The following is a 13305-nucleotide window of genomic DNA, read 5'->3' on the forward strand; positions in this document are numbered from 1 at the left end:
CATAAAGTCTAAAACCATCAGGTATGAAATATTTGCTGCTCATTTTCGCCTTGTTGGCAACTCTAAAAATATCGGCCCAACAGGTTGTGGTATCTGAAGAATTGCCCTTGCGCAATGATGTATCCTATGATGTGATTGGAGAGCTAAAAGGCCGGGTGCTTTTGTTCCGCAACCGGATGGACAAGTTCGAAATCCAGGCTTTTGACGAAAACATGCGCAGCAGTTGGAGCAAAGAAATTGAATTGGAAAAACGCCAGCCCTCCGTCATTGGGGTCAATAATCTGCGCGATAGCTTTACAGTTATTTACCACCATCGTGATAAGGGCAACACCATCGTCCGGGCTGATCACTTTGACCCTACGGCCAATAAAAAGCAGACTTTGTTGCTAAAAGATTATGGCTTCACCTTTTTCACCCCCAATTTTCACTGGGAACGCAGCGAGGATCGCAGCAAGATTTTGATCTACCACATCGATAGAAACACCTTCAATGTCCTGGTGTTTGACAATGCCTCTTTTAAGGTTATGTGGGAAAAAAGCTTCCAGATCGACGATTTTACCGAAGGTGTTGATGTGATGCACATGTTGGTAAGCAACGATGGAGAGATGTACATGGTCATCGAAAAAGACAATGTGCTTAGTCGAAGGGAGAAACACCGCTTCGATCTATTTGTGGCGGATAGCAGCACCCCGATCCTGAATCAGATTGCCCTGTTTATGCAGGATAAGGTGACTTACGATGTCAAATTCATCATCGACAACCTCAACAAACGCTTCTGTGCGGGTGGCCTCTACTTCGAACGCAATATTGAACGCGCCGAAGGGTATTTCCACCTCAGTATACCCCGTAGCGATTTATTGACTCACCGCTTGCGCTTTCATCCCTTCGACGACAGTTTTGTTTCCGACCTGGAAGGCAAGGAAATCCGCCAAAATCGAGGATTGGTGGAAGTGGGCATCAATGAAATTGTTTTGCGCCAGGATGGCGGTATGCTCATCCTTGGGGAAGAAAACCGCAATTCAACCCGCTTTTCCACCAATGTACCACGTATGGGTTTCGACAACGTAAGCCGCAGTACCATCGATTACTACTACAATGACATTTTTGCCATTTCCGTACATCCCGATGGGGAAGAACATTGGAAGAAAGTGTTGTACAAAAAGCAATATTCGCAGGATGACGATGGGGCTTATTCTTCTTTTTTCCTGTTTAAAACCCCCACCAATGTGCGTTTGATTTTTAATGATGAAATCAAATTTGAAAATACAGTCAGTGAATACGTTGTGAAAGGAACTGGCGACAACGAGCGGCATAGTTTATTGAGCACCGAATTGCTTAAATTGCGCCTGCGTTTTCGGGACGCCATTCAAATCGCTGCTGATAAAATGGTGGTACCCAGTGAAAGGCGAGGCCAACTGCGGGTGGCAAAAATTAGTTTGTGAGAAAACTTAGTTCCACATTTGTTCGTTTTTTAGAGCATGGTTATTTTTTTACTTTTGCCCTAACAAATAAAAATGGCATACAAAATGAAAAAAACTTTGTTGATAGCCAGTCTCGTGCTTGGTTTTGTGAGTATGATTGGTTCAAATGCACAAGCCCAGGATGCCAAAAGTCTCTGGACGACCCTGGCCAAAGTGACTTTTAAGAAGCAATACGACGAAATGTTGGGCTTCAAAGTGGATGTGCCAATTTTTAGCCCCGAAATCAAGTCGCTGGAAGGAAAATCCGTCGAAATCAAAGGCTATATCATTCCAGTGGAAGGTTACCGGGGTCAAAAAGAGTTTGTCTTTTCCGCCTTCCCTTACAACATGTGTTTCTTTTGTGGGGGTGCCGGGCCAGAAACGGTTATGGAAGTCATTTCCAAAGAACCCATCAAATACACTACGGAAGCCATCACCATCAAAGGTAAACTGGACTTGAACGCCAACGACATCAACCGCTTGATGTATGGGTTGAAGGATGCTGAGTTGGTAAAAAGTGCCAAGTAGCGGTAAATCAGTTCTATATGAAAAAGGGGTTCTTACTGTTCCTGGCTTTGTTGTTGGTACAATTGAGCCAGGGGCAGTCTGCCGTAGACTTTCCCAAAAACTGGCTGGGCCATTGGGAAGGTGAGCTAAGTTGGTATTCAGGGAATAGCAATTCGCCCAAAAAAGTGAAGATGCAACTCAATATTCAGCCAGCAGACACCCTCGGGCACTATACCTGGCAGCTGATCTACGGCGAACAATCCGAAGACAATCGCCCCTATATCCTCAAACCAGTCGATGCATCAAAAGGACATTGGGTGATTGATGAACGCAATGGTATTGTTTTGGATCAATATTGGACGGGCCCAGTATTCAGTGGTGCATTCAGCGTACAAGGAAGCACCATCATCAACAACTACAAACTGGAAAAAGACCGCCTGATCGTAGAGTTTTTCAGCCTGCAAACCAAAGCTGTTCGGCAAAGCGGAAACGGTACCCAGGAATCACCCCTGGTTGACAGCTACGCCGTCCGCAGTTTCCAAAAAGCCATCCTGAAACGCAAAAAAAAATAATGCGCCTCGTCATTCAAAGAGTCAGCGAAGCCTCAGTCACCATTGAGGGAAAAATAAAGTCAGCCATTGAAACCGGGCTTTTGATCCTCATAGGCATTGAAGATGCCGATACAGCCGAAGACATCGAGTGGTTGTGCAACAAAGTGGTCAACCTCAGGATTTTTCCAGATGAACATGGTGTGATGAACTGTTCCGTGTTGGAAGCCCGGGGAGGCCTGTTGGTGGTCAGCCAATTTACCTTACACGCCAGTACCAAAAAGGGCAACCGTCCTTCGTATATCCGTGCCTCCAAACCCGATTTTGCCATCCCCATGTACGAGGCTTTTGTACAAAAACTCGAAGCACTTTCTGGTATCTCCGTGGGTACCGGTGAATTTGGCGCCGATATGCAAGTACGCTTGCTCAACGACGGCCCCGTCACCATCCTCATCGACAGCAAAAACAAAGAATAATGCAATCGGAGCATGTTTAAAAATTTTTATTTTGTTGCAAATGGCCCAATTTAGGCTGAATTTCGCCGCGAAAATGCTCATTTAGCGCTGCTAAACTCCGCTTTTCTCGTCTTATTCAGCCTAAATTTGCCTCATTTCCACCTAAAATAAAAAATTTTAAACATGCTCTTAAGCGAAGCCCAAAAAACCGTAGATGAGTGGATCAATACCATCGGCATCCGCTATTATCAAGAATTGACCAATACCGCCATTTTGATGGAGGAGGTGGGCGAAGTAGCCCGCCTGATGGCCCGGATGTACGGCGAGCAGTCTTTTAAAAACCCTGCGGATGCCTTGACGGCCAAAGAAGATTTGGCCGATGAAATGGCGGATGTGTTGTTTGTGCTCATTTGTTTGGCCAATCAAACCGGAGTGGATTTGACTGAGGCGCTGCGGAAAAATTTGGAAAAAAAGACAAAGCGTGACGCGCAGCGGCACGCGGATAATGAAAAATTGCGGTAGGGGCACCTCTACATGATGCCTTCGCGGATCAAATCATGTAAATGCACCACCCCCACATATCGCTGTGCTTCATCCACTACCAATAATTGTGAAATGCTGTGATTGCGCATAATTTCCAGCGCATGTATGGCCATGGTATGTTCAGTTACCAATTTTGGCTGTGCGGTCATGATGTCTTTGGCCAATACATCGGTCCAGTTGTCCAAACGCTCCAACATCCGGCGTAGGTCGCCGTCAGTTACAATGCCCAATACTTTTTCCTGTTCATCTACCACAGCAGTGGCGCCCAACCTTTTAGAAGTAATTTCCAGAATAGTTCGTTTCAGGTTGGTGTCAGGACTCACTTTGGGGCAAGCGTTATGTGGGTAAAGGTCGCTGACCCTCAGATAAAGCTGCTTGCCCAAGGAGCCTCCGGGATGAAACTGGGCAAAATCACGCGGGGAAAAGCCCCGCAAGGCACACAGGGAAGTAGCCAATGCATCACCCATCGCCATTTGGGCCGTAGTGCTAGCCGTTGGCGCCAGATTATTGGGGTCAGCTTCTTTATCAATCGGAGTATGTAAAATGTAGCGGGCTTGCTTGGCCAGATAGGATGCCTTATTGCTTACCATCCCAATGAGCATACTCCCCATGTTTTTAACCAGGGGTACCAATACTTTGATTTCCGGGGTTTCACCACTTTTGGACAAACAAATCACCACATCGTTCGTCTGCACCATGCCCAAATCCCCGTGGATGGCATCCGCGGCGTGCAAAAAAATAGCCGGGGTACCCGTAGAGTTTAGCGTTGCAACAATTTTCTGGGCAACAATGGCACTTTTCCCAATCCCGGTCAGGATCACCCGACCAGAAGAATTGTAAATGGCCTCCACTGTTGCAATAAAGCCCTCGTCCAAGCTATTTTTTAGGTCTTGAAGCGTTGTCACCTCAATATCTATTGTTTCCCGGGCAGTACTCAAAATAATGTTTTCAGCGGCCTTCATCCTGATGTTTCTCTACTTGTTGCTTTTTTCAAAGCTTTTAGATAATAGGTTAAAATTCAATTGTTTTTGTGAAATAATTGATTATCTTCGCATGCTTTTTTCGAGCCACCTTGTGGCATCGGGAAAAAACCAGACAATTACACTAAAAAAACCAGTTAGGTATATGTTTTATCCTAATTTCTGGTTATATTTAGTTTTTAGAAATTCACAAAAACTACCGAAACGCATCCACCACGGTATAACTGAACGGTGGCGCTGCGCAAAAGTACGCTAAAACAAAAGATCAAAGCACGAGAGCCATGACAGTGACGCAAGAAACATTGCAAGAGGCTTTGCAGAAATACTTCGGCTTTGACGCGTTCAAAGGCAACCAGGAAGCAATCATCAATAACTTACTCAGCGGCGAAGATACTTTTGTGATCATGCCCACTGGAGGAGGTAAATCATTGTGCTATCAATTGCCTGCCCTCATGGTTGAGGGAACCGCCATTGTCATTTCCCCACTCATCGCCCTGATGAAGAACCAGGTGGATTCAATTCGTGGTTATAGCCAAAGCGACGATGTAGCCCATTTTTTGAATTCCTCGCTGACTAAAGCTCAGATGAAGCTCGTAAAGCAAGCCATCAACGATGGCAATACCAAATTGCTTTACATTGCTCCCGAAACCCTCACTAAAGACGAGAACATCGAATTCTTTCGCACGGTTAACGTCTCTTTTGTGGCAGTGGATGAAGCCCACTGTATCTCGGAATGGGGGCACGATTTCCGTCCGGAATACCGCCGGATCCGCTCAATGCTGGACGGCATAGGGCAAGAGGTACCAATCATTGCCTTGACCGCCACAGCTACCCCCAAGGTACAGTCTGACATTCTAAAAAACCTGGGCCTGCGCAACGAGCATGCATTCATGTCTTCTTTTAACCGCGAAAACCTCTATTACGAGGTGCGCCCTAAAGGAAAACCGGAACAGGCCATGCGCCAGATCATCCAGGTGATCAAGGGTATGCCCAACCAATCTGGTATCATCTATGTACAAAGCCGCAAAGCCGCCGAAGACATTGCTAAGGTACTTCAGGTCAACGACATTAAAGCTGCACCCTATCACGCTGGACTGGATGCCAAAACCCGGACCAAAACTCAGGACGATTTCCTGATGGAAGAAGTAGACGTCATTGTGGCTACGATTGCTTTTGGTATGGGCATCGACAAGCCAGATGTACGTTTTGTGATCCACTTCGATATGCCCAAAAGCATCGAAAACTATTATCAGGAAACCGGGCGCGCCGGAAGAGACGGGCTGGAAGGACGTTGTATCGCCTTTTATGCCTACAAGGATATGCTCAAGTTGGAGAAATTCCTGCGCGACAAGCCGGTAGCCGAGCGCGAAATGGGTTCCCAATTGATGCAGGAAGTAATGGCCTATGCGGAAACTACCGCTTGCCGTCGTCAGTTTTTGTTGCATTATTTTGGAGAAGAGTACGATCGGAGCAATTGTGGCCTTTGTGACAACTGTCGGTACCCCAAAGAAAAGATCGAGGTCACCAAAGAAATGCAGGATGCACTTAAAGTTGTAGATGAACTAGACGAAAACTTTACCATCAAAACTTTGCTCGATTTTGTACAAGGCACGGAAACCAAAGAAATCAAAGATTACAACTTTAACAAAAAACCTTCCTTTGGGGTAGGTAAAGGAAAGGATGTCAATTTTTGGGAGTCTGTTTACCGCCATGCGCTGTTGCAGGATCTTCTGTACAAAGACATCGAAAGTTACGGTTTGCTCAAGCTGACCGATAAAGGACGGGACTTTTTGAAAAAGACCTACCCTATCCAAATTCCACTCAACCACGATTACGAAAAAGAGCAAATCGACATCAACGCCGAAGAAACAAGCCGCACCTCGGTACTGGACGAAACCTTGGTTGGATTGCTCAAAGACCTGCGGCGCAAAGAAGCCAAACGCCACAACGTACCCCCTTATGTAATTTTCCAGGACCCTTCCCTGGAAGATATGGCTACGCAATACCCCATCTCAATGGACGATATGGTCCATATTTCGGGGGTCAGTCGGGGCAAAGCGGTACGCTATGGCAAGGCCTTTGTTGAGTTGATCAAAAAGTACGTTGAAGAAAATGAAATTGACCGGCCTACCGATTTTGTGGTCAAACAAGTGGCCAATAAATCAAAAATCAAGGTCAATATCATTCAAAGCATCGACCGAAAGGTTCCCCTGGAGGACATCGCTGAGTCCAACGACATCACTATGGATGAATTGTTGGAGGAACTCTACGCCATTGTGCTATCCGGCACTAAGGTCAACATCGATTACTACCTGGACGATACCATGGATGAAGCCATCCGCGACGATATCTACGATTATTTCATGAGTACCGAAACCGACGATGCCAAAGTAGCCTATAAAGCCCTCAAAGACGACGACATTACCATGGACGAAATCTTGATGGTAAGGGTGAAGTTTTTGTCGGAACTCGCCAATTAAAATAAAGATGAAAGATGAGAGATGAAAGAGGCTACCGCAGCGTTTTTGACAATGACCTCGTCCATGTCCCTGCGGTAGCCTCTTTCATCTTTCATCTTTCATCTCTCATCTCATATGAAGCTCCTCATCCTCAACGGACCCAACCTCAATCTCCTCGGTGTACGCGAACCGGAGGTATACGGGAAACAAACTTTTAAGGATTATTTTGAGACGCTGGTGCAAGCTTTTCCAGCGTTGGACCTGCACTATTTTCAAAGCAACCACGAAGGTGCCCTCATTGACAAAATTCACGAAGTAGGCTTTTCTTTCGATGGCATCATCATCAATGCCGGGGCTTACACCCACACCTCGGTGGCCATTGCCGATGCCATCAGTGCAGTCAAGACCCCTGTGGTAGAGGTACATATTTCTAACATTCATGCACGGGAAGCATTCCGCCACCATTCCTACCTAGCCTCCCGTTGTGTAGGCAGTATTGTAGGGCTGGGTTTGAACGGGTATCGGCTTGCTGTAGAGTATTTTGTGCTCAGGAAATAATTACCGCTCGGATGGCCGGGTATCCATGATGCGTAACCGCTTACGTTTGCCCAATTCCACAATCCTGTACTTAAAAATACGGGGCAAGAGAAAGCCTGTTGCGTAAGCGCTACCCGTGACAATGGCATCGCTCCATTCATAATTGGTATCCGGGTTTTTGTCCGTCAAGGTCCCCATCAGTGCCAAACCAGACCAACTCAATCCAAACAGGCGAAGAGAAGTACCAATTCCTTTGGCCCAGTTTTGATCGTAGCGCAGCGCCACGATGTTTTTTAGGGGCATGGCAATTTTGGGAAAAATAACCAGCGAATCTTTGTAGTTCAAATCCACAATTTCTGAAGTATACCAACCTTGCCCATCGCGGATTTGGTAAGTGATCACCGTGCCAATAGGGATTCGAATGTTTTTGGCTTTGCCGTAACGTTCGAGCGCCAGGAATTTTTGGCTGAATACAGAAGTGAGTATCCCGCAGACTAAGACAAAACTCAAAAGGATATAACGTAAAAATGTATTCATTGGCAAAGAATAATCAAGTGAAAAATAGTGCCTTGGTTTTTTCGCCCTGTAAAGAGCTTTAATCCTGCTTTGGCGTTGGTTGAGGCGGAAGCTCACGCAAAATTTTTGACAAGCGCCGCAAACCCCGGTTCATGTTGTTCTCAATCTCGGAATATTCCAGCATGTCTTTGGCAACATAAATCACCATCAAAGCATAAACTTGCTGGGCTGGATCAAGATTGCGGTACAAAATCTGTTTGTGGAGTCGATAAGTTTCGCGGATTTGGCGGCGCAGGCGATTGCGATCTACGGCCTTTTTGAACTTCTTTTTGGGGACACTTACCGTGAATTGTACCGGAAAATCAGCGCTTCCAGCCTCCATGGGAAGCCATACAAAACGCAAAGGATACTGGCCAAAAGATTGCCCCTCCTTGAACATCCGCCCAATTGCCGTCCAGCTTTTGAGCTTTTCTTCCCGCCTAAACCGCAAATCTTTTTCCACTTTTCAAAAATATCTTCTATTTTAGCTCAAACATAAGAAACGGAACGGAAATTAGGGGCGATAAAAAAATAAGTGTTCATTTTGCCCCCACTACTTGTTACCGTTCTACACATTTGCCTTGCACATTTACACTGCCTTTGGATTGTTTTGATTTACTCATTCTTGTAAAATTGTTTGTTATGTATGTCGATCCAAAGGAAAAAATCAGCATCAAAGGCTGGGCGGAAGAGGACCGTCCACGCGAAAAACTGCTCTTCAAAGGAAAAAAACAACTGACTGATGCGGAATTGTTGGCCATTATTCTGGGTTCTGGCAACCGGGATGAATCGGCACTGGGTTTGGCGCAAAGGATTTTGCAGGCTTACAGCGCCGATTTGAATGAATTGGGGCGTAGCAGCATCAAAGAGCTCACGGAACGCTTCCGTGGAGTCGGAGAAGCCAAAGCCATTTCCATCATTGCCGCCCTGGAGTTGGGACAACGCCGACAATTGTTGCCCTTGCAAAAGCGCCCACAGATCAGCAGCAGTAAGGATGCTTATCTAGCGCTGGGGCCATTGTTGCTCGATTTGAGTACTGAAGAATTCTGGATTTTGTTGCTCAATCAAGCCAATCGGATGATTGGGCGAGAAAAAGTCAGCGCGGGAGGCTTGACCAGTACGGTAGTCGATGCCAGAGTGATTTTTAAAAAAGCCCTGGAATACAATGCCGCCAGTTTGGTCCTGTGCCACAATCACCCCTCCGGGAGTTTGCGCCCCAGCCAGCCCGATTTGGATTTGACCCAACGCCTGTGCAAGGCCGGCCTGCAACTGGACATTTTGGTGCAAGACCATTTGATCGTTGGTGAATCGGGCTATTACAGCTTTGCTGATGAAGGACTAATGTAAAACCATACAACATGAAACTTTTGCCTTTTGTATTGCTTTTCAGCGCTTGCTGTACTGTTTGTAGTGCCCAAACGGACGAAAGCACTGCGGTGATCAACGTGATCAAACAACTTTTTGATGGCATGCGCGCCAACGACAGCGTTCGCATCAAAGCCATTAGCCACCCCGAGGCACAATTGCGGACTACTCTGGTCGATCGGGAAGGAAAACCACGCATGGTTAGCGAATCTTTCAGCCGCTTCATTTCCTCCGTGGGCAAACCCTCCCCCAAAATGCTGGATGAACGCATCTGGAGCTACGATGTACGGATTGATCAAAACCTCGCGACAGTTTGGACCGAGTACACCTTTTACCTAGGAGATCAAATGAGCCACTGCGGCGTCAATGCCTTTCAGTTGATGAAAACCACCGAAGGCTGGAAAATCATTGGCATCACCGATACCCGCCGTAAAGACAATTGTATCACCAGTGCGCCAGATAGCCAAAAAGAGATTGCTGCGGCGATTGATGCCTGGCACCTGGCAGCGGCCAAGGCTGATGAGGACAGTTTTTTTGGGGCCATGAGTGCCGATGGAGTATTTTTGGGTACAGATGCCAGCGAACGTTGGTTGCGGGAAGCCATGCGCAATGACATGCAAAAGGCTTTTGACAAAGAAAGTGCCTGGGATTTTAAGGCCAAAAACCGCAACATTGCTGTGTCAGCGGATGGGCGTTATGCCTGGTGGGATGAGCTCTTGGATACCTGGATGGGCGTGTGTCGAGGCTCCGGAGTATTGGAGCGCAGTGGTAAAGAGTGGAAAATCAAGCAGTACAATTTGGCCTTGATGGTGCCTAATGATAAGATCAAAAAGGTGATGAAGTTGATCAAGTAGGGGCACCATGTTTTGATGAAGCCAAAGGGACATTATAGCACAAAGGACACAAAGGAAGGCACAGAGGACACAAAGAAAGGTCAACGTCTAACTTTGTGTCCTCTGTGCCTTCCTTTGTGTCCTTTGTACTAAAAAAATGCTGCTCTTTGTTCTTTGTGATCCATACCCGCTTACCGCGTCAAGTACATCGAACGATTCCGATCCAACTCCCGGAAGAACGGATCACTCAAATCCTTGATGTACCGAATCTCCTCCCCTGTTGACTTCATCTCTGGTCCCAACTGCTTGTCCACATTCGGGAATTTTTCGAAGCTGAACACCGGAACTTTGATCGCATAACCACTTGGCTGTGGCTTGATGTCGAAGTCTTTCAGTTTGTGGGTGCCCAGCATCACCAAGGTGGCGTATTTCAGATAAGGAACTTTATAGGCTTTGGCAATAAAGGGTGTAGTCCGCGAAGCCCGTGGATTCGCTTCGATTACATATACCTTATTGTCTTTGATGGCAAACTGAATGTTGATCAAGCCGCGGATATTGAGGGCGCGGGCCAGTTTTTCGGCGTGTTCCACCATGGTTGCCACCGCGTCCACCGAAAGGCTGTAAGTAGGCAACACCGCCGAGCTGTCGCCGGAATGAATCCCTGCTGGCTCGATGTGCTCCATGATGCCCATAATGTGGATGTCTTCACCGTCAAAAATGGCGTCGATTTCGGCTTCTTTGGCGCGATCTAGGAAGTGGTCGATCAACACCTTGTTTTCGGGCATGTGTTTGAAGATGGACAACACGTGGCGCTCCACCTCCTGGTCGTTGATCACGATGCGCATGCTTTGGCCACCCAATACGTAGCTTGGACGCACCAACACCGGGTAACCCACTTTATTGGCAATGCGAATGGCTTCATCCACATCGTCGGCTACGCCGTAGTCAGGATAAGGAATTTCCAACTCTTTGAGCAAATCGGAAAATGCACCTCTATCTTCGGCTAGGTCCATGTTGGCGAAACTGGTTCCGATGATTTTGATGCCTTTTTTATGCAGGGTTTCAGCCAGTTTGAGGGCAGTTTGACCGCCCAATTGGACAATGACTCCTTCTGGTTTTTCTAGCTCGATGATTTCTTCGAGGTGCTCCCAAAATACGGGCTCGAAGTAGAGTTTGTCGGCCATGTCGAAGTCGGTCGACACCGTTTCCGGGTTACAATTCACCATGATGGCTTCGTAACCCGCCTCCTTGATGGCCAGCAGGCCATGTACACAGCAGTAGTCAAACTCGATACCCTGACCGATCCGGTTTGGCCCCGAGCCCAGCACGATCACATTTTTCTTGTCTGAGGGTATACTTTCGTTTTCACCATCAAAAGTAGAGTAGAAATAAGGCGTTTTGGCTTCAAACTCAGCAGCGCAAGTGTCCACCATTTTATAAGTCCGGCGGATGTTCAGTTTTTTGCGCACTTTGGTTACATCCTCCTCCTTGACCCGCATGGTCCAGGCAATTTGGGCATCGGAATAGCCTACTTCTTTGAGTTCGCGGAAAAAATCGGCGGGGATATCATCCGGTACATTGAACTTGATCAGTTGCTTTTCGTACTTGACTAGGCGTTTGATCTGTTTGAGGAACCAGGGGTCGATACGGGTCAATTTCTGGATCGTTTGGAGTGGAACCCCCAGGCGAATCGCGTCCTTGATACGGAAAATCCGGTCGTCGCTGGCAACTTCCATCCGGGTCAACACGTCCTCCACTTTGACCCATTCCTTGATATCGCCCCCCAAGCCCTTGCGGCCATTTTCCAAAGATTGGCAGGCCTTTTGAAGTGCCTCCAGGAAATTGCGCCCGATGGCCATCACTTCACCTACCGATTTCATTTGTAGGCCCAGGGTGTTGTCGGCACCGGGGAATTTATCGAAGTTCCAACGCGGCATTTTTACGATCACGTAATCGAGCGTAGGCTCAAAAAATGCCGAGGTGGTTTTGGTGATTTGATTTTTGAGCTCGTCCAGGTTGTAGCCTATGGCCAACTTGGCGGCAATTTTGGCAATGGGATAACCTGTTGCTTTACTGGCCAGGGCTGAGGAGCGCGATACCCGTGGATTGATTTCAATGACAATCAACTTTTCGGTGACCGGATCCTGGGCAAACTGGATGTTACAGCCTCCGGAAAAGTTACCTAGTGAGCGCATCGCCTTGATGGCCTGGTCGCGCATGTCCTGGTATGCTGTGTCCGAAAGGGTCATGGCAGGTGCCACCGTGATGCTGTCACCCGTGTGGATGCCCATAGGGTCGAAGTTTTCTACGGTACAAATGATGACTACGCTGTCATTTTTGTCGCGCAACAACTCCAACTCAAATTCTTTCCACCCCAATACTGCTTTTTCCACTAGAACTTCGTGGGTAGGGGAAGCACTCAAGCCACGGCGCAGGGCCGCGTCGAATTCCTCGTCCTTGTGCACAAAGCCACCGCCCGTTCCGCCCAGGGTATAGGAAGGGCGGATCACCAAGGGGAAACCGATTTTTTGCGCAGCTTCCTTACCTTCCAAAAAGGAGTTGGCAATATAGGAAGGCGCCACGTCCAACCCGATGTCGATCATGTGCTGGCGGAAAGCCTCGCGGTTTTCGGTCAACTCGATGGCGGCGATGTCGACCCCGATCATGCGCACCCCATATTTTTCCCAAACGCCCAGCTTGTCGGCTTCGATCGCAAGGTTCAACGCAGTTTGTCCACCCATGGTAGGCAATACGGCGTCAATTTTGCGTTCTTCCAAAATCTGCACAATGCTCTCAACAGTCAGCGGCAACAAATAGACATTGTCTGCCGTAACCGGATCGGTCATGATTGTTGCAGGGTTGGAGTTGATGAGGGTGACTTCGATTCCTTCTTCGCGCAGGGAGCGAGATGCTTGAGAACCGGAATAATCGAATTCACAGGCTTGACCAATAATAATGGGCCCACTCCCGATGATCAGCACTGATTTGATGGAATTGTCCTTAGGCATGGCTTACTCGTTTCCAAATTGCCCGCAAAGGTAATCAATGCTAAAGGATTTAAGT

Annotated in this window: 13 protein-coding genes; 9 read left to right on the forward strand and 4 right to left on the reverse strand. The window is 47.5% G+C overall.

The genetic code is table 11. The annotated features are described in order from the left end of the window. The first annotated feature begins 23 nt into the window (after positions 1-23). The 5 genes from SFV55_RS22380 to SFV55_RS22400 all read left to right on the forward strand — a co-directional run bounded on the left by SFV55_RS22380 (position 24) and on the right by SFV55_RS22400 (position 3492). The gene (locus SFV55_RS22380) at positions 24-1442 is read left to right on the forward strand and encodes a hypothetical protein (RefSeq protein ID WP_320031789.1); all 1419 of its coding nucleotides are present in this window, start codon (positions 24-26) and stop codon (positions 1440-1442) included. 84 nt (positions 1443-1526) lie between these two features. Beyond that, positions 1527-1988: a hypothetical protein gene (locus SFV55_RS22385; RefSeq protein WP_320031790.1), complete on the forward strand. Its 462-nt coding sequence runs from the start codon at positions 1527-1529 to the stop codon at positions 1986-1988. Positions 1989-2005: 17 nt separating this feature from the next. After that, the gene (locus tag SFV55_RS22390) at positions 2006-2539 is read left to right on the forward strand and encodes a hypothetical protein (protein ID WP_320031791.1); all 534 of its coding nucleotides are present in this window, start codon (positions 2006-2008) and stop codon (positions 2537-2539) included. Next, positions 2539-2991: a D-aminoacyl-tRNA deacylase gene (gene dtd, locus SFV55_RS22395; RefSeq protein WP_320031792.1), complete on the forward strand. Its 453-nt coding sequence runs from the start codon at positions 2539-2541 to the stop codon at positions 2989-2991. Before SFV55_RS22390 ends, dtd begins: the two co-directional genes overlap by 1 nt. 162 nt (positions 2992-3153) lie before the next feature. Continuing rightward, on the forward strand, positions 3154-3492 hold the full coding sequence (locus tag SFV55_RS22400; protein ID WP_320031793.1) for a nucleotide pyrophosphohydrolase: 339 nt from the start codon (positions 3154-3156) through the stop codon (positions 3490-3492). Positions 3493-3500: 8 nt separating this feature from the next. Here SFV55_RS22400 and SFV55_RS22405 read toward each other — a convergent pair whose 3' ends face one another. Further along, positions 3501-4475 carry a KpsF/GutQ family sugar-phosphate isomerase gene (locus SFV55_RS22405; protein ID WP_320031794.1) on the reverse strand — a complete coding sequence of 325 codons (975 nt, stop codon included), beginning with the start codon at positions 4473-4475 and terminating at the stop codon, positions 3501-3503. Between the two features lie 299 nt (positions 4476-4774). Here SFV55_RS22405 and recQ point away from each other — a divergent pair, with 299 nt between their 5' ends. Together recQ and aroQ are read left to right on the forward strand one after the other, a co-directional pair. Further along, a complete protein-coding gene (gene recQ / locus SFV55_RS22410; RefSeq protein WP_320031795.1) occupies positions 4775-6973 on the forward strand; it encodes a DNA helicase RecQ in 2199 nt (732 codons plus the stop codon). 114 nt (positions 6974-7087) lie between these two features. Next, a complete protein-coding gene (gene aroQ, locus SFV55_RS22415; protein ID WP_320031796.1) occupies positions 7088-7510 on the forward strand; it encodes a type II 3-dehydroquinate dehydratase in 423 nt (140 codons plus the stop codon). On the opposite strand, the gene SFV55_RS22420 is transcribed toward aroQ, so the two are convergent. Then, on the reverse strand, positions 7511-8026 hold the full coding sequence (locus tag SFV55_RS22420; protein WP_320031797.1) for a hypothetical protein: 516 nt from the start codon (positions 8024-8026) through the stop codon (positions 7511-7513). It lies immediately after the preceding gene. A gap of 58 nt (positions 8027-8084) precedes the next feature. Further along, the gene (gene rnpA / locus SFV55_RS22425; RefSeq protein ID WP_320031798.1) at positions 8085-8507 is read right to left on the reverse strand and encodes a ribonuclease P protein component; all 423 of its coding nucleotides are present in this window, start codon (positions 8505-8507) and stop codon (positions 8085-8087) included. A gap of 179 nt (positions 8508-8686) precedes the next feature. On the opposite strand from rnpA, the gene radC reads away from it, so the two are divergent. Further along, positions 8687-9391 (forward strand): RadC family protein, encoded by a 705-nt coding sequence (gene radC, locus SFV55_RS22430; protein ID WP_320031799.1) that lies wholly within the window; start codon positions 8687-8689, stop codon positions 9389-9391. A gap of 11 nt (positions 9392-9402) precedes the next feature. Next, complete coding sequence (locus tag SFV55_RS22435; RefSeq protein WP_320031800.1) at positions 9403-10263, forward strand: nuclear transport factor 2 family protein; 861 nt, start codon at positions 9403-9405, stop codon at positions 10261-10263. 170 nt (positions 10264-10433) lie between these two features. On the opposite strand, the gene carB is transcribed toward SFV55_RS22435, so the two are convergent. After that, complete coding sequence (carB, locus tag SFV55_RS22440) at positions 10434-13250, reverse strand: carbamoyl-phosphate synthase large subunit (RefSeq protein WP_320031801.1); 2817 nt, start codon at positions 13248-13250, stop codon at positions 10434-10436. Between the last annotated feature and the right edge of the window lie 55 nt (positions 13251-13305).

Origin of the sequence: Haliscomenobacter sp. (genome assembly GCF_033763495.1) — a bacterium.
Taxonomy (GTDB): Bacteria; Bacteroidota; Bacteroidia; order Chitinophagales; family Saprospiraceae; genus Haliscomenobacter.